At 63.5% G+C, this 19,042-nt stretch carries 16 protein-coding genes; 9 read left to right on the top strand and 7 right to left on the bottom strand.

What is annotated here, in order from left to right:
• From ABIA96_RS01415 to ABIA96_RS01390, 6 genes are all read right to left on the bottom strand, one after another.
• Positions 1 to 1,806: a gamma-glutamyltransferase family protein gene (locus ABIA96_RS01415; RefSeq protein WP_354135228.1), complete on the bottom strand. Its 1,806-nt coding sequence runs from the start codon at positions 1,804 to 1,806 to the stop codon at positions 1 to 3.
• A gap of 81 nt (positions 1,807 to 1,887) precedes the next feature.
• Positions 1,888 to 2,877 carry an ABC transporter ATP-binding protein gene (locus ABIA96_RS01410; RefSeq protein ID WP_354135227.1) on the bottom strand — a complete coding sequence of 330 codons (990 nt, stop codon included), beginning with the start codon at positions 2,875 to 2,877 and terminating at the stop codon, positions 1,888 to 1,890.
• Positions 2,874 to 3,860, bottom strand: coding sequence for an ABC transporter ATP-binding protein (locus tag ABIA96_RS01405; protein ID WP_354135226.1), 987 nt, complete (start codon positions 3,858 to 3,860; stop codon positions 2,874 to 2,876). The genes ABIA96_RS01410 and ABIA96_RS01405 overlap by 4 nt, the downstream gene beginning before the upstream one ends.
• Before the next feature lie 13 nt (positions 3,861 to 3,873).
• Entirely contained in the window at positions 3,874 to 4,836 is a 963-nt protein-coding gene (locus ABIA96_RS01400) for an ABC transporter permease (protein WP_354135225.1), read from the bottom strand.
• Between the two features lies 1 nt (position 4,837).
• Positions 4,838 to 5,818 carry an ABC transporter permease gene (locus tag ABIA96_RS01395; RefSeq protein WP_354135224.1) on the bottom strand — a complete coding sequence of 327 codons (981 nt, stop codon included), beginning with the start codon at positions 5,816 to 5,818 and terminating at the stop codon, positions 4,838 to 4,840.
• Positions 5,819 to 5,933: 115 nt separating this feature from the next.
• A complete protein-coding gene (locus ABIA96_RS01390) occupies positions 5,934 to 7,532 on the bottom strand; it encodes an ABC transporter substrate-binding protein (RefSeq protein WP_354135223.1) in 1,599 nt (532 codons plus the stop codon).
• A 362-nt stretch (positions 7,533 to 7,894) separates the two neighbouring features.
• Here ABIA96_RS01390 and ABIA96_RS01385 point away from each other — a divergent pair, with 362 nt between their 5' ends.
• From ABIA96_RS01385 to ABIA96_RS01360, 6 genes are all read left to right on the top strand, one after another.
• Entirely contained in the window at positions 7,895 to 8,152 is a 258-nt protein-coding gene (locus tag ABIA96_RS01385) for a DUF6489 family protein (protein WP_354135222.1), read from the top strand.
• Positions 8,153 to 8,953 (top strand): alpha/beta fold hydrolase, encoded by an 801-nt coding sequence (locus ABIA96_RS01380; protein WP_354135221.1) that lies wholly within the window; start codon positions 8,153 to 8,155, stop codon positions 8,951 to 8,953.
• A 47-nt stretch (positions 8,954 to 9,000) separates the two neighbouring features.
• A complete protein-coding gene (locus ABIA96_RS01375) occupies positions 9,001 to 10,551 on the top strand; it encodes a wax ester/triacylglycerol synthase family O-acyltransferase (protein ID WP_354135220.1) in 1,551 nt (516 codons plus the stop codon).
• Positions 10,552 to 10,573: 22 nt separating this feature from the next.
• The gene (locus ABIA96_RS01370) at positions 10,574 to 11,569 is read left to right on the top strand and encodes an alpha/beta fold hydrolase (RefSeq protein ID WP_354135219.1); all 996 of its coding nucleotides are present in this window, start codon (positions 10,574 to 10,576) and stop codon (positions 11,567 to 11,569) included.
• Positions 11,570 to 11,707: 138 nt separating this feature from the next.
• On the top strand, positions 11,708 to 14,944 hold the full coding sequence (locus ABIA96_RS01365) for a bifunctional cytochrome P450/NADPH--P450 reductase (RefSeq protein ID WP_354135218.1): 3,237 nt from the start codon (positions 11,708 to 11,710) through the stop codon (positions 14,942 to 14,944).
• Between the two features lie 30 nt (positions 14,945 to 14,974).
• Positions 14,975 to 15,649 carry a spermine/spermidine synthase domain-containing protein gene (locus tag ABIA96_RS01360; protein ID WP_354135217.1) on the top strand — a complete coding sequence of 225 codons (675 nt, stop codon included), beginning with the start codon at positions 14,975 to 14,977 and terminating at the stop codon, positions 15,647 to 15,649.
• 127 nt (positions 15,650 to 15,776) lie between these two features.
• On the opposite strand, the gene ABIA96_RS01355 is transcribed toward ABIA96_RS01360, so the two are convergent.
• The gene (locus tag ABIA96_RS01355; RefSeq protein ID WP_354135216.1) at positions 15,777 to 16,691 is read right to left on the bottom strand and encodes an alpha/beta fold hydrolase; all 915 of its coding nucleotides are present in this window, start codon (positions 16,689 to 16,691) and stop codon (positions 15,777 to 15,779) included.
• A gap of 164 nt (positions 16,692 to 16,855) precedes the next feature.
• On the opposite strand from ABIA96_RS01355, the gene ABIA96_RS01350 reads away from it, so the two are divergent.
• Genes ABIA96_RS01350 through ABIA96_RS01340 form a run of 3 tightly spaced genes read left to right on the top strand, consistent with a single transcriptional unit; the run spans position 16,856 to position 18,905 of the window.
• Positions 16,856 to 17,236, top strand: a complete 381-nt coding sequence (locus ABIA96_RS01350; protein WP_354135215.1) for a hypothetical protein — start codon at positions 16,856 to 16,858, stop codon at positions 17,234 to 17,236.
• A complete protein-coding gene (locus ABIA96_RS01345) occupies positions 17,233 to 18,315 on the top strand; it encodes an alpha/beta fold hydrolase (RefSeq protein ID WP_354135214.1) in 1,083 nt (360 codons plus the stop codon). The genes ABIA96_RS01350 and ABIA96_RS01345 overlap by 4 nt, the downstream gene beginning before the upstream one ends.
• On the top strand, positions 18,312 to 18,905 hold the full coding sequence (locus ABIA96_RS01340; RefSeq protein ID WP_354135213.1) for a GNAT family N-acetyltransferase: 594 nt from the start codon (positions 18,312 to 18,314) through the stop codon (positions 18,903 to 18,905). Before ABIA96_RS01345 ends, ABIA96_RS01340 begins: the two co-directional genes overlap by 4 nt.
• Positions 18,906 to 19,042: the final 137 nt, after the last annotated feature.

Below are 19,042 nucleotides of genomic sequence, written 5' to 3'. Positions count from 1 at the left end.
TCAGCGTCCCGCGGCGTAGCCCTGCATGCCGCGCGGATTGGCGGCAGCGCGGCGGCGCACGCCGACACGCGAGGCCGCGGTGAGGCGGCCCTCCGACCAATCGGGGCCGACCTCCACGATATGCCCTCGCTCGCGAAGGTTCTCGATCGTCGCCTTGGGCACGCGGTTTTCGACCACGAGCACGCCGGGACGCGCGGTGCGCGGCCAGAACGAGATCGGGAAATGCTCGGAGTGCCAGGCCGGCGCGTCGATCGCCTCCTGGAGATTGAGGTTGCAATGGACGTGGCGCAGGAAGAATTGTGTGATCCACTGATCCTGCTGATCGCCGCCGGGCGACCCCCAGGCAAGATACGGCTCGCCGTCGCGCAGCGCCATGGTCGGCGACAACGTCGTGCGCGGCCGTTTGCCCGGCGCGAGCGAGCTCGGTTGGTTCTCCTCCAAATCGAACATTTGTGCGCGGCTGCCGAGGCAGAAACCCAGCTCGGGAATGACAGGGGACGATTGCAGCCAGCCTCCTGACGGCGTCGAGGACACCATGTTGCCAGCTTTGTCGATGATGTCGAAATGCACGGTATCGCCGCGCACCTCGCCGAAGCGCCCCACTGTTGGTTCACCGGCGCCGAGCGCGCCGACGGCCTCGCGTTGGCCTTCAGCGCGGCGCAGCTTGACCACGCCGCCAAAGCCCTCGATCGCGCCGGGCCGGAGATCGAGCGAAGCCTTGTCGGTGACGAGCTTGCGGCGTTCGTCGTTATAGGCGTCCGACAGCAGCGTTGCGATCGGGATTTCACTGAATTTGGGATCGCCGTAGAACTTTTCGCGGTCCGCGAAAGCGAGTTTGGCGCACTCGATCTGGAGATGGATGAACTCCGGCCCGGTCGGATCGAGTCCGTCGAGCGCAAAACCCTTCAAGAGCGCGAGCTGTTGCAGCGTCACCGGACCCTGGCTCCAGACGCCGGCCTTGCAGACGGTGTAGCGGCCGTAATCGTAGGTGAGCGGCGCCTCGATCGTCGGTTGCCAGCGCGCCATGTCGTCGGCGGAGAGCACACCGCGATGCGGCGAGCCGCTGACGTCCATCACCTCCTGGGTCCGACAGAACTTGTCGATGGCCTCTGCGACGAAGCCTTTCGACCAAACCTTTCGTGCGCGCTCGATCTCGGCGTCGCGGCCACCGCCGCCGCTCTCAGCTTCGTCGAGAATGCGGGTGTAGGTCGTCGCGAGTGTCTTGTTGGTGAAGAGTGTGCCGGGCCTCGGCACCTCGCCGTTCGGCAGATAAACCGCGGCCGAGGTCGGCCAGTGCTTGCGGAACAATTGCTCGACGGTCTGGATCGTGGCACAGGCGCGCTCGACCAGCGGATAGCCGTCGCGGGCATAAGAGATCGCAGGTTCCAGCACGTCGCGCACGCGCATCGTGCCGTAGTCGCGCAGCAGCATCATCCAGGATTCGAAGGTGCCGGGGACGCAGGCCGCAAGCAGGCCGGTGCCCGGCACCATGTCGAGGCCCTCGCTCTTGTAATGCGCGATGGTGGCGCGTGCCGGTGCCGGGCCCTGGCCGCAAATCACTTCGGTGCGACCGCGCTTCACGTCATGGACGATCACGGGAACGTCGCCGCCGGGGCCGTTTAGATGCGGCTCGACCACCTGGAGCGTGAAGGCGGTGGCGACGCCGGCATCGAAGGCATTTCCGCCTTTTTCCAGGATGGCCATGCCGACGGCGGTCGCGATCCAGTGCGTGGTGGCGACGACTCCGAAGGTGCCCTCGATCTCGGGCCTTGTCGTGAACGGATCGGGATTGACGATGCTGGCCATGGGCTACCTCATTTGCGGCGCGCGCAATTGATCACAGGCAATGCCGTGCCGCCAATGCGCAGGCCGCATGGCACGCGCGCGTCACGCCGTGACCGGCGCGGTGTTAACGGCGTGGCATGCGACGCCGTCGATCAGGCTCGGTGCTTCCTTGCGGCAGAGGTCGAACGCCAGCGGGCAGCGCGGATTGAAGGCACAGCCGGGAGGCGGATTGATCGGGTTCGGGATCTCGCCCTTGACCGGAATGCGCTGGCGGCCCGACATCGCGAGATCAGGCACGGCGCCCAGCAGCATCTTGGTGTAGGGCATGCGTGGACGGGCAAACAGCTCGCGCCCCTCCGCGATCTCGACGATCCGGCCGAGATACATTACGCCGACGCGGCTTGCCATGTGGCGGACCACGGCGAGGTTGTGGCTGATGAACAAATAGGTCAGGCCGAACTTGTCCTGCAGGTCGCGCATCAGATTCAGGATCTGCGCCTGCACGGAGACGTCGAGCGCCGAGGTCGGCTCGTCGCAGACGATGAATTCTGCGTCGGATGCGAGCGCCCGCGCGATCGCGATACGCTGGCGCTGGCCACCGGAGAATTCGTGCGGAAACTTCAGGCGGTCGTCGGGATGCAGGCCGACGAGGGTGAGCAGCTCTCCGACGCGCGCCTGGATGTCGCGTTCGCCCTGGATCAGGTCGAAGGCGCGGATCGGCTCGGAGATGATGGCATCGACGCGGAAATGCGGGTTCAGGCTCGCATACGGATCCTGAAAAATCATCTGGATGCGGCGGCGCAGCTTTCGGCGCGCCTGACCTTGCCGCGGATCGGTCATCGAGACGCCGTCAATCAGGACGTTGCCCGAGCTCGGCGGCAACAGGCCGACCACCATCCGCGCCACCGTGGTCTTGCCTGAGCCGGACTCACCAACCAGCGCAAAGGTCTCGCCCTTCTTGATATCGAAGGTGACGTGATCGACGGCCTTGAGATATTCGAGATGTCCGCCTTCCAGCAAGCGGTTGAGCCAGGGCTTTGAGACGTCGAAGACGCGGCGGAGATTTGTGGCCTGGACGAAGGGGGCGCTCATGCCGCGGTCTCCGCCGGCACGCTGTCATAGAGATGGCAGGCAACTGATTGTGTGCCGCGCGTCAACGGCTCTGGCCTCTCCACCCGGCAGCGATCGAAGGCGAACGCGCAGCGCGGGTTGAACGAGCAGCCGCGCGGGATCGCCGACAGGCGCGGCATGGAACCTGGAATTTGCACCAGACGTTTATCGTCGCCGGCAAGCGTCGGGATCGCGCCCATCAGACCCTTGGCGTAGGGATGCAGCGGGTTCTTCACGACGTCCTGCACCGGGCCGATCTCGGCGACGCGGCCGGCATACATCACCGCGACGCGGTCCGAGGTCTCCGCGATCACGCCCATGTCGTGGGTTACCAGCATCACGGCAGTGCCGTGGTCACGGCCGAGACGCTTGATCAGCGAGATGATCTGCGCCTGCACGGAGACGTCGAGCGCCGTGGTCGGCTCGTCCGCAATGATCAGCTCCGGTTCGGCACAGATTGCCAGTGCGATCACCACGCGCTGGCGCATGCCGCCGGAGAATTCATGCGGGTAGCCGTCGATGCGTTTTTCCGGCGCGGGAATACCTACCTCGGCGAGCAGGTCGATCGCGCGGCGCCGCGCGGCCTGTTCGGAGAGATCGAGGTGAGTCCGGATCGTTTCCACGATCTGGTCGCCGACCTTGTACAGCGGATTGAGGGAAGTGAGCGGATCCTGGAAGATCATGCCGATGCGCTTTCCCCTGATACGGCGCATTTCCTCCGGCGGCAGATTGTCGATGCGCAGGCCCGCGAGATGGATCTCGCCACCGGCGATGCGGCCGGGCGGATCGATCAGGCCGATCACCGAGAGCCCGGTGACGGATTTGCCTGCGCCGGATTCGCCGACCACGCCGAGCACTTCGCCTTTGCCGATGTCGAAGGAGACGCCGTCGATGGCGCGCAGCGTGCCGCGTCGGGAGACGAATTCGACTTGGAGATTACGAACGGAGAGAACGGGTTCGGTCATGAACGCTGTATACTCATCGCAGTTTCGGGTTGAGCGCGTCGCGCAGCCAGTCGCCGAGCAGGTTGATCGACAGGATCAGGGCCGCGAGCGCGATTCCGGGGAAGGCGACGATCCACCATTCGCCTGCGAACAGATAGCCGTTGCCGATGCGGATCAGCGTGCCGAGCGACGGCATTGTCTCGGGCATGCCCGAGCCGAGGAACGACAGCGTTGCCTCGGTGATGATGGCGAGCGCGAGGTTGATGGTAGCGATCACGAGGATCGGCCCCGTGGTGTTCGGCAGCACGTGGCGCAGCATGATTACGGGGGCAGGCAGGCCGATCAATTGCGCGGCCGCGACATAATCCTTGTTCTTTTCGACCAGCACCGAGCCACGCACCGTGCGCGCGTACTGCACCCAAAAACTCAGGCCGATCGCGAAGACCAGGACCGCCAGCATGCTCATCTCGTCGAGCTTGTTGCCAAAGACCGACTTGGCGATACCGTTGATCAAGAGCGCGATCAGGATGGCCGGAAAAGAAAGCTGAACGTCGGCGATGCGCATGATCAGCCCGTCGACGGCGCCGCCGAAATAGCCGGCCGTCAGCCCGAGCATGATTCCGAGCGCGCCGGAGAGGACGACGCCGAGCACGCCGACGAGAAGCGAGATGCGCAAGCCGTAGAGGATCGCTGACAGCACGTCGCGGCCCTGCTCGTCGGTGCCGAGCAGGAACGGGCTCTGGCCGTCGGCGGTCCAGAGCGGCGAGATGCGCGAATTCATCAGCTGGAGCTGCGCCGGGTCGAACGGATTTTGTACCGAAAGTACCGAGGCAAAGATCGCGAGCAGGAAGAACAGCAGAGTCACTGCGGCCGCGATCATGGTGATCTTGGAGCGGCGGAACGAATAGAACAGGTCGCTGTCGAGCGCGCGCCTGAACCAGCTGGGTGCGACGGCGGCGCGCTTCTCGGTGCTGTGCGGAATGACGGCCTCGCTCATGTCAATGCGCCCGGCTGACCGTCGAGCGCAGCCGCGGATCGACGATGGTGTAGAGGATATCAACCACGAGATTGATGGTGACGAAGATCAGGGACACCATCATCAGATAGGCCGCCATGATCGGGATATCGACGTTCTGAACGGCCTGCACGAACAGGAGCCCCATGCCCGGCCATTGGAATACGGTCTCGGTGATGATCGCGAAAGCAATGACCGAGCCAAATTGCAGGCCCGCCACGGTGATGACGGGAACCAGCGTGTTGCGCAGCGCGTGGCCGAAATGGATCGCCCGCGTGGTCAGACCGCGGGCGCGCGCGAAACGGATGTAGTCGGTCCGCATGACCTCGAGCATCTCCGCGCGGACGAGCCGCATGATCAGCGTCATCTGGAACAGGCCGAGGGTGATCGAGGGCATGATCAGCGCTTTCAAGCCCGACAGCGTCAGAAGCCCCGTCGTCCACCAGCCGATATGCACGACATCGCCCCGCCCGAACGAGGGCAGCCAGCCGAGCGTCACCGAGAACAGGTAGATCATGAGAATGCCGATCAGGAAGGTCGGCAGCGAGATGCCGATCAGCGAGACGGCCTGGAATATGTGGGTGAGCCAGCTGTCACGGCGAAGCGCCGAATAGACGCCCATCAGGATGCCACAGATCATCGCGAAGATGGTGGCGCAGATCGCGAGCTCGAGCGTCGCGGGCATCCGCTCCATCAGCAAGTTCGTGACGGGCAGGCGGAACTGGTAGGATACGCCGAACTTGAATTGCGCGGCGTTGCCGATATAGCGGCCGAACTGCGCGATCACGGGGTCGTCGAGGCCGAGCGATTTGCGGATCGCGGCGCGTTCAGCGCCCGACGTGTCCATCCCGACCATCTGGTTTACGGGATCGCCGGCGAAGCGGAACATCGAGAACGAGATGATTCCGACGGCGATCATGACACCGATGGCCTGGATGGCTCGGCGCAGTGTGAAAGCGAGCATCTGTTCCTTTCACATCTCTTCAACAGTACGCATCATCGCGTTAGCCCGAAGCAGCAAGTCCCGGAAGCCAAGTCTTGAAAGTATTGGCTTCCGGGACTTCACAACTTGTGGACACTTACTCGTCCTGCTTGGTCGCCCAGTAGAGCATGACCATGTTGTCCGCACGCTGGGTCAGCTTCACCTTCTTCGACACGCCCCAGGCGAGCGCCTGCTGGTGCAGCGGGACATAGGCCCAGTCCTTCATCGAGACCTCGAAAGCCTGCTTGATCAGGAGATCGCGCTTGGCCGCATCGGATTCCACGAGAACCTTGTCGGCGAGTTCGTCGAACTGCTTGTTGCAATAGCCGGCGAGATTGGCTTCGCCGCGGTTGGGATCCTTGGGATCATCCCGGCAGCCCATGATATCGTGCAGCACGTTCTGGGAGTCGAGCGTATCCGGGGTCCAGCCCAGCATGAACAGCGAGGTCTTGTAGCCGCCGGGCTTCAGCACCTTGGCGAAATACAGGGCCTTCGGCTGCGCCAGCAGGTCTACCTTGATGTTGATGCGGGCGAGCATGCCGACGATCGCCTGGCAGATCGCGGCGTCGTTGACGTAGCGATCGTTCGGGCAGTCCATCGTCACCTCGAAACCGTCGGCATAGCCGGCGTCGGCGAGGAGCTTCTTGGCGGCGTCGGGATCGAACTTCGGTCGGGTGAAGTCCTTCGAGGGAAAGATCTCTGGCGCGACCATCAAAGCGGACGGCGTGGAGAGCCCGCGCATGACGCGATTCTTGATCAGATCGACGTCGATCGCCCGGTAGACGGCTTCGCGAACGCGAACGTCCTTGAACGGGTTCTTGCCCTTGACGTTCGAGTAAAGGAGCTCGTCGCGCGCCTGATCCATGCCGACGAAGATGGTGCGGAGCTCCGGTCCCGTCAGCACGGTGGCGTTAGGGCTCGCCTTGACGCGCTCGATGTCCTGGACCGGAACCGGCTCGATCACGTCGACTTCGCCCGACAGCAGCGCCGCGACACGCGTGGCGGGATTGGCGATCGGCGTGAAGATGATCTCCTTCAGATTATGTTCCGGCTTCCGCCACCAGTTCGGGTTGACCTTGAAGACGGTCTTCACGCCCGGCTGATGGCTCTCGATCATGAAGGGGCCGGTGCCGTTTTCATGCAGAGAGGCGTAGCTCGGGGTCGTGGCGGCTGCGGGTGTCGGTGCCACCGCATCGTTCGCCTCTGCCCATTTCTTGTCCATGATGTACCAGGTCGCCCACAACGCCGTCAGGATGGGATTGGGCGAGGTCAGGATGAAATCGACGGTGTAATCGTCGATCTTGACGGCCTTGGCATCGGCGGGAACGCGGCTCTGGAAATTCGAGCCTTTCGCTCGCACGCGCTCGGCCGAGAACACCACGTCGTCAGCGGTGAAGGGGTCGCCGTTGTGGAATTTCACACCCTTGCGCAGGTGGAAGCGCCAGCGGGTCGGCTCCGGCGTCTCCCAGCTTTCGGCGAGCGCCGGGATGATCTTCAGGTCCTTGCCGCGCGCAACAAGGCCCTCGTAGACGTGGCCAAGATGCGCACTGGTGGTCGACTCGTTCAGCGTGTAGGGGTCGAGCGACTTCAGCTCACCCTGGTTGGCGTAGCGCAGCGTCTGGCTCGACGCCGGCGAGACCGCCAACGCAAGCGCACCGGCGAGCGTCGCCGCAAACAGACTTCGTCCGACTGACATTCTTGACCCTCTCCACTCGCCCGCGCCGTGATTTTTTGATTGTTCGGCAGGGCAGATCGATCCATGTTGCCCAGAGTTCTCGACCCGTGCAAGCGCCATTCCAGCAAGGAACGCGCCAAGTTGCGCCGCTGTGCAGCAATCCTGACCAACAATTTAGGGGCGAGAGGCGCGCGGGCGACGTTCAACTTTCGACCGGCGAGGTCCCCAGTGAGGGCGGGAACGGCCCGCCGGGCGCCCGGGAAACGTGACCGCGCCAGGCGATGCGGAAACCGGCGTCCGGATCCGCGTCTCAGGTCGCTTGCGTCGCACACCATGTCGCGGCGATACTGCGTCACGCCGCTCGAATCTCATCCGGAGGGGACATGAAAGTAAATATCGAAATCGACTGCACCCCCCTCGAAGCCCGTCAGTTCATCGGATTGCCCGACCTGACACCGATGCAGACGGCTGTGATGGACAAGCTGCAGCAGCAGGTTCTGAGCAATATCGAGAAGGTCTCGCCGGAATCGCTGATCCAGAGTTGGTTCACCTTCGATCCCAAGCTCGCCGAGCGGTTTCAGGACATGTTCGTCACCATGGCCGGTCTCGGCAGCCCGCGCAGTGGCGACAAGAAGAAATAGATGCCGGCCGCGCGGGACGGAGCGCAAGGCTCAGGCCGGCTTCGTCCGCCGGCCCTTGGCTTGCTGCTCGCGGAGGCGCGCAGTCTGTTCGAATTCAATGCAAGCCTCCTGCTGTCGCCACTGCTGATGCGCGCGCCCAGGGGCGACGGCCATCCGGTGCTGGCGCTGCCGGGATTTCTGGCCAGCGATCTGTCGATGGCGCCGATGCGGCGCTATCTCAGCGCGCTCGGCTATGAGGCCCATGCCTGGCGGATGGGCCGCAATCTTGGCGGCCTGGCGCGGATGCGGGAAGCCCTGCGCGCCCGCCTCACCGAAATTCACGCTGCAGGCGGACGCAAGGTCAGTCTGGTCGGATGGAGCCTCGGCGGCGTCTATGCCCGTGATCTCGCGCTCCAGGCGCCAGAGTTGGTCCGTAATGTCGTCACGCTCGGCAGTCCCTTTGCCAACGACGTGCGGGCGACGAATGCGACGGCGCTCTACGAAATGTTGTCCGGCGAGCGCGTTGAGGATTTTGCGGAAGCGCGCGAGGCGATCGCCGGCGATCTTCCGGTGCCCGCGACGTCGATCTATTCGCGCGCCGACGGCGTCGTGAATTGGCGGACCTGCCTGTTGCACCCGTCCGACCGCGCCGAGAACATCGAGGTGCATCTGGCAAGCCATATCGGGCTCGGGGTAAACCCTGCTGCATTGTGGGCCGTGGCAGACCGCCTGGCGCAACCGGAGGGAGAGTTCTGGCCATTTGACCGGGCAGGGCCGTTTGCCATTGCATATGCCCCGCCGGAGCGGGCAGTATCTGCCTGACGAGAAGTGCCGGCAAAAGCGCCCGTCAAGTATGAGCGGAGGGAATTATGGCTGACGGTAAGAAGCTGTCGTCGCTGGATGCGTCGTTTCTTTATCTGGAAACACCGGAAATGCCGATGCATGTCGGCAGCATGGCGATCTTTCGCCTGCCGGACGACTACAAGGGTGACTTCTTCGAAGACTTCAAGGCGATGATCGTCTCGCGGCTGCACATCGCGCCGATCCTGAAGGCGCGCCTGGAGAAGGCACCGCTCGACATCGATCATCCCACCTGGGTCGAGGACGATCAGTTCGACATCGACCGTCATATCTTTCGTGCCAGCCTGCCGGCGCCGCGCGACCGCGCCACGCTCGAGCGCATCGTCGGCTGGATGCATGCCAAGCTGTTGAACCGCGCCCGCCCGCTCTGGGAGTTCTATGTGTTCGAGGGCATGAAGGACAACGAGGTCGGGCTCTATTCCAAGATGCACCATGCCGCCATCGATGGCGGCGCCGGTGCGGCTCTGACCAACATGATCTACGACATCTCGCCGACCCCGCGAAAGGTCGATCCACCGACGGCAGGCAGCAAGCCCGGGCAGGAGCCGCGCGACATCGCCGCCAATTTGCTCGACTCTTATCAGCAACTTTTCACGCAGCCGCTCGACGCCTCTGCGGCCGCGAAGAATCTGCAACTGCCGCGCACTGGCAAGAGCGACATCGGCTCGATCCTGTTCGATAACGCGATGTACCAGATCGAGAGCGCGGTGCGCTTTGCCGGCAATATCCCGACCATGGTCAAGAGCGTCTCCGACGTGCTCGGCAAGATTTCCGATCCGAAGTCGCGCGAGAGCCTCGCCAGCATGGTGTCGCCGCCGACCATGCTCAACAAGTCGATCTCGTCGGAGCGGAGTTTTGCCGGCGTGTCGATCTCGTTGTCGCGCTCCAAAGCGCTGGCCAAGCAGGCCGGCGGCAAGCTCAACGACGTGGTGCTGGCGCTCGCCTCCGGCGTGGTCCGCCGCTATCTCCAACAATATTCTACGCTGCCGGCCAAATCGCTGACCGCCGCCGTGCCGATCTCGCTGCGCGAGGAGGGCAACACCGAGGCCAACAACCAGGTGTTCGGCATGATCTGCTCGATCGCGACCAACATCGATGATCCCAAAGCGCGGTTAGAGGCCATCATCGCGCAGTCGACCAAGTCCAAGGAGATGTCGCATCCGCTGCGGGCCTTGATGCCGCAGGTCTCCAACATCTCGATGCTGGGCACGCCGATCATCGTCCAGATCCTGGCGCTGCTCTACAGCCGCTCCGATCTGTCGGACGTGCTGCCGCCGGCTGCGAACATCACCGTCTCCAACGTGCCGGGGCCGCGGCAGACGCTCTATGCCGCAGGTGCCGAGCTGCTGCACATCTTCCCCGTGTCGATCTCGACACATGGGCAGGCGCTCAACATCACCGTGCAGAGCTATCGCGACCAGCTCGACTTCGGCTTCATCGTCGGCGCCAACATCATTCCGCATGTGCAGGTGATGTGCGACATGCTGCCGAAAGAATTTGCCGCACTCGAGGCGGCGTTTGCGCCGCCCACGGCGGACATCAAGGGCGCGGCCGAATAGGACATTTGTCAGGAAGTTTGCAATGATCGAAATGCCGCCGCTCAAGTTCGCGCAGACGAACGGAATCCGCATGGGCTATTACGAGGCGGGCCCCGTCACGGACAAGCCGCCGGTGGTGCTATGCCATGGCTGGCCGGAACTCGCCTTCTCCTGGCGCCACCAGATCAAGGCGCTGGGCGAGGCCGGCATCCGGGTGATCGCGCCGGATCAGCGTGGCTATGGCGCGACCGATCGGCCCGAACCGGTCGAGGCCTATGACATGGAGCATTTGACCGGCGATCTCGTCGGGCTGCTCGACCATCTCAAGATCGACAAGGCGATCTTCGTCGGCCACGACTGGGGCGGATTCGTCGTCTGGCAGATGCCGCTGCGGCATCCCACGCGCGTCGCCGGCGTCGTCGGCGTCAACACGCCGCATTGGGACCGCGCGCCGATGGATCCGATCGCGCTGTTTCGCAAGCGCTTCGGCGACGAGCTGTACATCGTCCAGTTCCAGGATCCCGCGCGCGAGCCGGACAGGATTTTCGGTAGCCGCGTCGAACAGACGTTCGACGCCTTCATGCGCAAGCCATTGGCCCGGCCGGCGGCGAAACCGGAAGAGCCGCCGATCGCGGGTGTCGGCGCCTCGTCAAAGACCAACCTGGCTTTTCCGCAGATGATCGCTGCCTATGATGCCAAGGTCGATCCGCGCACGCCGATCCTCTCGGCCGACGAAAGGAAAGTGTTCGTCGACACATTCACGAAAACCGGCTTTACCGGCGGCATCAACTGGTATCGCAATTTCACTCGCAATTGGGAGCGGTCGAACGGGCTGGACCACCACATCAGCGTGCCGTCGCTGATGATCATGGCCGAGAACGACGCGGTGCTGCCGCCGTCGGCGGCCGACGGCATGGAGAAGCTGGTGGCTGACCTCGAGAAGTATCTGGTGAAGGACAGCGGCCATTGGACGCAGCAGGAGAAGCCGGAAGAGGTCAGCGCCAAGCTGATCGAATGGCGTAGAAGGCGGTTTGGCTAGCTCGTCATTGCGAGCCGGTCATTGCGAGGAGCGAAGCGACGAAGCAATCCAGATATGTCACCGTGGATACATTTCTGGATTGCTTCGCGTCGCTCGCAATGACGACGTTGAGTACTGAGGCAGGGGATACGCTTCTAAATGTCACCCAAGAACCGTCTGAACCCGATTCCGCATCCGCCGACCAAGCCGGTGGTCGGCAACATGCTGTCGCTGGACTCTGCCGCGCCGGTGCAGCACCTGACGCGGCTCGCCAAGGAACTCGGCCCGATCTTCTGGCTCGACATGATGGGCTCGCCGATCGTCGTCGTTTCCGGCCATGATCTCGTCGACGAGCTCTCCGATGAGAAGCGCTTCGATAAAACGGTGCGCGGCGCGCTGCGGCGTGTGCGCGCGGTCGGCGGCGACGGCCTGTTCACCGCGGATACCAGAGAGCCCAACTGGAGCAAGGCGCACAACATCCTGCTGCAGCCGTTCGGCAACCGTGCCATGCAATCCTACCACCCGAGCATGGTGGATATCGCCGAACAGCTCGTCCACAAATGGGAGCGGCTCAACGCCGAAGAAGAGATCGACGTGGTCCACGACATGACGGCGCTGACGCTCGACACGATCGGGCTGTGCGGCTTCGATTACCGGTTCAACTCGTTCTATCGGCGCGATTACCATCCCTTCGTCGAGTCGCTGGTGCGCTCCCTCGAAACCATCATGATGACGCGCGGCCTGCCGTTCGAGCAGCTCTGGATGCAGAAGCGCCGGAAGACGCTGGGCGAAGACGTCAATTTCATGAACAAGATGGTCGACGAGATCATCGCCGAGCGCCGCAAGAGCGCCGAAGGGATCGACGACAAGAAGGACATGCTCGCCGCGATGATGACCGGCGTCGATCGTTCGACCGGCGAGCAACTCGACGACGTCAACATCCGCTACCAGATCAACACCTTCCTGATCGCGGGTCACGAAACCACCAGCGGCCTGCTGTCCTACACGCTCTATGCGTTGCTCAAACACCCGGACATTCTCAAGAAGGCCTATGACGAGGTCGACCGCGTCTTCGGCCCCAACGTCGACGCGAAACCGACCTACCAGCAGGTGACGCAGCTCACCTACATCACGCAGATCCTGAAAGAGGCGCTGCGGCTGTGGCCGCCGGCGCCGGCCTATGGCATCTCGCCCCTGAACGACGAGGCCATCGGCGGCGGCAAGTACAAGCTCAGGAAAGGCACTTTCACGACGATCCTGGTAACGGCGCTGCACCGCGACCCCAGCGTCTGGGGACCCAATCCCGATGCTTTCGATCCCGAGAATTTCAGCCGCGAAGCCGAAGCCAAGCGGCCGATCAATGCCTGGAAGCCGTTCGGCAACGGCCAGCGCGCGTGTATCGGCCGCGGCTTCGCCATGCACGAGGCCGCGCTCGCACTTGGTATGGTCCTCCAGCGCTTCAGGCTGATCGATCACCAGCGCTATCAGATGCACCTGAAGGAAACGCTGACGATGAAGCCGGAAGGCTTCAAGATCAAGGTGCGTCCACGCGCCGATCGCGAGCGCGGTGCCTATGGCGGACCGGTCGCGACGGCGGCTTCGGCGCCGAAAGCGCCGCGCCAGCCGACGGCGCGTCTTGGCCACAACACGCCGATGCTGGTGCTGTACGGCTCCAATCTCGGTACCGCCGAGGAGCTTGCGACACGCATGGCCGACCTCGCGGAGATCAACGGCTTTGCCGTGCATCTCGGCCCGCTCGACGACTACGCCGGCAAGCTGCCGCAGGAGGGCGGCGTGCTGATCATCTGCGCCTCCTACAACGGCGCGCCGCCGGACAATGCGTCGCAGTTCGTCAAATGGCTCGGCGATGATCTGCCGAAGGATGCCTTTGCCAACGTCCGCTACGCCGTGTTCGGCTGCGGCAACAGCGACTGGGCCGCGACCTATCAATCGGTGCCGCGGTTCATCGACGAGCAATTGTCGAAGCATGGCGCACGCGCAGTCTATCCGCGCGGCGAGGGCGATGCGCGCAGCGATCTCGACGGTCAGTTCCAGAAGTGGTTCCCGGCCGCTGCCCAGGTTGCGACCAAGGAATTCGGCATCGACTGGAATTTTACGCGCACCGCGGAGGACGATCCGCTCTACGCGATCGAGCCGGTGGCGGTGACCGCCGTCAATACCATCGTCGCCCAGGGTGGCGCTGTCGCGATGAAGGTGCTGGTCAATGACGAGCTCCAGAACAAGTTCGGCGCCAATCCCTCCGAGCGTTCGACCCGCCACATCGACGTGCAGCTACCGTCCGACATCACCTACCGTGTCGGGGATCATTTGAGCGTGGTCCCGCGCAACGATCCGACGCTGGTGGATTCGGTGGCCCGGCGGTTCGGTTTCCTGCCGGCCGATCAGATCAGGCTTCAGGTCGCCGAAGGTCGTCGCGCGCAACTGCCGGTCGGCGATGCTGTGTCGGTCGGCCGTCTGCTCAGCGAGTTCGTCGAATTGCAGCAGGTGGCGACGCGAAAGCAGATCCAGATCATGGCTGAACACACCCGTTGCCCCGTCACCAAGCCGAAGCTGCTGGCCTTCGTCGGCGAGGAGGCCGAGCCGCTCGAGCGTTACCGCAGCGAGATTTTGACCAGGCGCAAATCGGTGTTTGACCTCCTGCTCGAATATCCGGCCTGCGAATTGCCGTTCCACGTTTACCTGGAAATGCTCTCGCTGCTCGCGCCGCGCTATTACTCGATCTCGTCCTCGCCGTCGGCCGACCCGGCACGTTGCAGCATCACCGTCGGCGTGGTCGAAGGGCCGGCCGCCTCGGGGCGCGGTAACTACAAAGGTACCTGCTCGAGCTATCTCGCCAACCGGCGCGCGGGCGATGCGATCTACGCAACTGTGCGCGAGACCAAGGCCGGCTTCCGGCTTCCCGATGATTCATCCGTGCCGATCATCATGATCGGGCCGGGTACCGGATTGGCGCCGTTCCGCGGCTTCGTTCAGGAGCGCGCCGCGCGCAAGGCGGGGGGCGCGGTCCTCGGGCCAGCCATGCTGTTCTTCGGCTGCCGCCATCCCGACCAGGATTTTCTCTACGCGGACGAGCTGAAGGGACTGGCGGCCGACGGCATCGCCGAGCTGTTCACCGCCTTCTCGCGGGCGCCTGGACCGAAGACCTATGTGCAGCACATGCTCGCCGCACAGAAGGACAAGGTCTGGCCGCTGATCGAGCAGGGCGCGATCATCTATGTCTGCGGCGACGGCAGCAAGATGGAGCCCGACGTGAAGGCAGCCCTTGCCGCGATCCATCGCGAGAAGAGCGGCAGCGATGTCGCTGCAGCCACGCGCTGGATCGAGGAGATGGGCGCGAAGAACCGCTATGTGCTGGACGTCTGGGCGGGAGGGTGATTGTTCATCCGGTCGTGCTAAAGCTCTCTCATGATTCCCTGGGAAAAGATCGACACCGCCAAAATCCCTGGTTCTGCAGAAGAGCTCCGCCTGATGCGGCGCGGCAAGGAGTTTTCCATCAAGCTCGGCACTAACGAGCTGATGAACAACCGCCTGTCGGGCTCGGAAGCGGCACTCGCGACGCTTGCTGCGAAGCAGATCGAGACGGTCGCCAAGCCCGTCATCCTGATCGGCGGCCTCGGCATGGGCTTTACGCTACGCGCGGCGCTCACCGTGCTCAGAGCTAAGGCGAAGATCGTGGTCTCCGAGCTTGTGCCGGCGGTGGTCGCCTGGGCGCGAGGCCCGATGGCGGAGGTCTTCGGTGACAGTCTCGATGATCCCCGGGTGCGCATCCGGGAAACCGATGTTGGCGACATCATCCGGGCGAAGAACTCGGTCTTCGACGCCATCCTCCTCGACGTCGACAACGGGCCGGAGGGGCTGACCCGGAAGGGCAATAATGCGCTCTACAATGCTGGCGGGCTGAAGGCAGCGAAGACGGCACTACGGCCCGGCGGCGTGCTCGCCGTCTGGTCGTCGGGACCCAATCCCGCCTTCACCAAACGCCTTGGCAGTGCAGGTTTCGACGTCAATGAAGTCAATGTCCGCGCCACCGGCAGGGGCGGTGGCGCGCGTCATGTGATCTGGATTGCGAAGAAGCAGTAGGGTCGGCAAAGCGAAGCGTGCTTACCATCCGGTGGCGATCGCGACCCTCGTGGGCACAGCGCTGACGCGCCTTTGCCCACCCTAGGGCTGCGTTGCTGGACTAGGTTCCCCAGCTTGAAGAGCCGGTCTACGCCGCCTTGGCGGCTGCACCATGCGCGTGCTTGTCGATGGCGTCGATGATTTCGGGCCAGAAGCGCATCGGCAGCGCGTGGCCCATGTTCTCGATCATCAACAGCTTTGCGCCCGGAATTGACTCTGCCGTGTCCTTGCCACCTTCGGGACGGACAAGTGGATCGACCGTGCCGTGGATGACTAGCGTTGGCATCTTTACGCTATGCAGCCGCTCCTTGCGGCTGCCAGAGGCGAGCACAGCGCGGAGTTGCCGGCCGACGCCCGCCGGATTGAGCCCGCGGGCAAAGACGCGTTCGGCACGGCTTGGATCGAGCGCCTCTTCCTCAGGGAAGGAACCGGCGCGCAAGACTTTCCATGTCTGGCCGAAGCGGGCGATGAACTCTTCCTTGCTGCGCGGCGGCGGCGCCATCAGCATGGCGGCGGCCTCGCGTGTCGGCGGCGGCACGCGCGGATTGCCGGTCGTCGACATGATCGAGGTCAGCGAACGCACGCGCTCGGGGAACGACAGCGTCACCTCTTGCGCGATCATGCCGCCCATGGAGGCGCCGACGAGATGCGCCGACTTGATGCCAAGGGCGTCCATCAGACCGACTGTGTCCTTGGCCATGTCGATCAGCTCGTAGGTTGCGGCCACGGGAATCTTGAGGAAGCGGAGCTTCAGCAGCTCGAGCGGTGTCAGCCGTTTGCCGCCGGTGAGATGGCTCGACTTGCCGATGTCGCGATTGTCGAAACGGATCACCCGAAAACCACGCGCGGCGAGCTGCTCGCAGAATGCATCGTCCCAGTGGATCATCTGCGCGCCGAGCCCCATGATCAGCAGCAGCGGCTCGGCATTGTCGTTGCCGAAAATCTCGTAGCAGATGTCGATACCGTTGGCGCGGAGAGTCTGAGGTGGCTGATGGGCGTTCACAGGCGTGTTCCCTTAGCATTTTGATCAATGCTGTATCGCACGGTTTCCCGCGGCAAAGAAGCTGTGTGCACGATACCCGCCGCTTGCCGGTTGACCGGCACCGCGCAACGGTGTGGTATGGCGGGAAAAGAAGGGCACAAGCCCTCCACATCGGGAGGACGCTGATGACCGACAAGATCACCGATCCTGTCGCCTTGTGGCAGAAGATGGTCGGCGACATGGAGAAGGGCTTCAACTCCTTCGCCACCAAGGCGATGGAGACGCCCGAGTTCTCCCAAGCCATGAATCGTGCCGGCGGCGCTGCTGCGGGCGCGCAGAAGCAGTTTGGCGATCTCATGGAGAAGTACCTGCTCTCGATGAACCTGCCGAGCCGCGAGCAGATGACCGGCATCGCCGAGCGGCTGCAAGCCATGGAAGGTCAGATTGGCGAGATCAAGTCGATGCTGAGCCAGATGGCGGCTAATTCGGGCGCGACCCAGATGGGCGTCGCAGCGCGACCGCCGCGTACCAAACGTCCGCCATCCGAAGGCGGAGAGCAAAAATGAACGCGCCGACGGGACTTGATTTCGCAGCGATCCCGGAGCGCATCCAGTCCGAAGTGCAGCGTGCGATCCAGCGCAGCATCAAGGGCGCCGAATATCTCTCGACCTCGGGTCCCACGCTCGGATCGACGCCCAAGGACGTGCTGCATTCGCGCGGCACGATGAGCCTCTATCACTATCGGCCGATGTCGGACGAGATCTACCGCGTACCGGTGCTGGTCGTCATGGCGACCACCAATCGCGGCTACATCCTCGATCTCGTGCCCGGCCAGAGCTTCATCGAGTTCCTGCTCAAGCGTGGCTACGACGTCTACATGCTCGACTGGAGCGCGCCGCGGCCGGAGGAGAAAAGCCTGCGGATGGAGGACTACGTCCTCGACTTCATCCCGGATTGCATCCGCCGCGTGCAGGCCGATTCCGGCGAGCAGGACGTCTCCGTCATCGGCTATTGCTTCGGCGGCGTCTTGTCGTTGCTCTATGGCTCGATCTTCCCGGACGGGCCGATGAAGAATCTGATCTGCTTCACCACGCCGATTGACTTCCGCGAGATGAAGCTGTTCTCGAATTTCTCCGACCGACGCTATTTCGACGTCGACCGCCTCGTCGACAGTGTCGGCAACGTGCCGCCGGAGATGATCCTGTCGTCGTTCGAGATGCTGCGCCCGGCTTCGCGCACGGTCAGCCAGATCCAGCTCTGGGAAAACATCTGGAACGACGAGTTCGTGAAGTCTTACCGGATGTTCGATCGCTGGGCGACCGACACGCTGCCGCTCGCGGGCGAATACTTCCGCACCATCACCAAGGACCTGATGTGGGACAACAAGCTGTTCAACGACACCATGTCGGTCGGCGGCCGTGCGGCGAAGCTCGATAGCATCAAGGTACCGATCCTGCACGCTGTCGCCGAGCACGATCACATCGTGCCGTACGATGCTGCAAAACATCTGATCACCAAGATCGGCTCCGCAGATATGGAAGAGGTGATGCTGAAAGGCGGTCACGTCTCGCTGGTCGCCGGCGCCAACGCGGTGAAGCGGCTGTGGCCGAAATTGGATTCCTGGCTGGGGACACGATCGACATGAGTGAGCAGCGTTCCTATCCGCGTCACGTCAAGACCGAGGCGGGGGATATCGAGATCCGCCTGATGTCGCCCGCGGATGAAGCCGCGGTGCTCGCCTTCGGGAAGAGGCTGCCGACCCATGACCTGTTGTTCCTGCCGCGCAACATCAGCGAGCCGAAGGTGTTGTCAGCCTGGGTCAAGGAGATCGAGCGCGGCGCGATTCAGAGCCTGCTCGCGGTGAAGGACGGCAAGGTCGTCGGTTGCGGCACGCTGGTGCGCGATCCACACTCCTGGTCGCCCCATGTCGGCGAGATCCGCATGGTCGTGTCGCAGGACGTGCGTGGGAAGGGGGTGGGGAAGGCGCTGTCGCAGGAGACCTTTGCGCTCGCGCTCGGCGCGGGGCTGGAAAAGCTCTCGGTCCAGATGACGGTCGACCAGCCGGCGGCGATCGCGCTGTTTGAGAGCCTCGGCTTCAAAGCCGAGGCTCTGCTGCGCGACCATGTCCGGGACGTCGACGGCAAGACCCATGACATTGTCGTGCTCGGGCACAACATCGCGCAGGTCCAGGCCCAGATGGAGGCCTATGGGCTGCCGGGCGCCGTCCAGCACTAGCGGCCCGGCCCGGCAGCCAAAAACTGAAAATCAACCCCATGCACAGTAGACGGGACCAGGAAGGCAGCAGTTTGCCTTCAATCAAGTCTGTTCACGGTTTCGTGATATCGCGATGCAGCATTGATATTGCATCGCAC

Origin of the sequence: Bradyrhizobium sp. LB11.1, assembly GCF_040549385.1 — a bacterium.
Taxonomy (GTDB): domain Bacteria; phylum Pseudomonadota; class Alphaproteobacteria; order Rhizobiales; family Xanthobacteraceae; genus Bradyrhizobium.
Note: the sequence above shows the minus strand (reverse complement) of the source record. Positions and strands in the feature narration are given on the sequence as shown.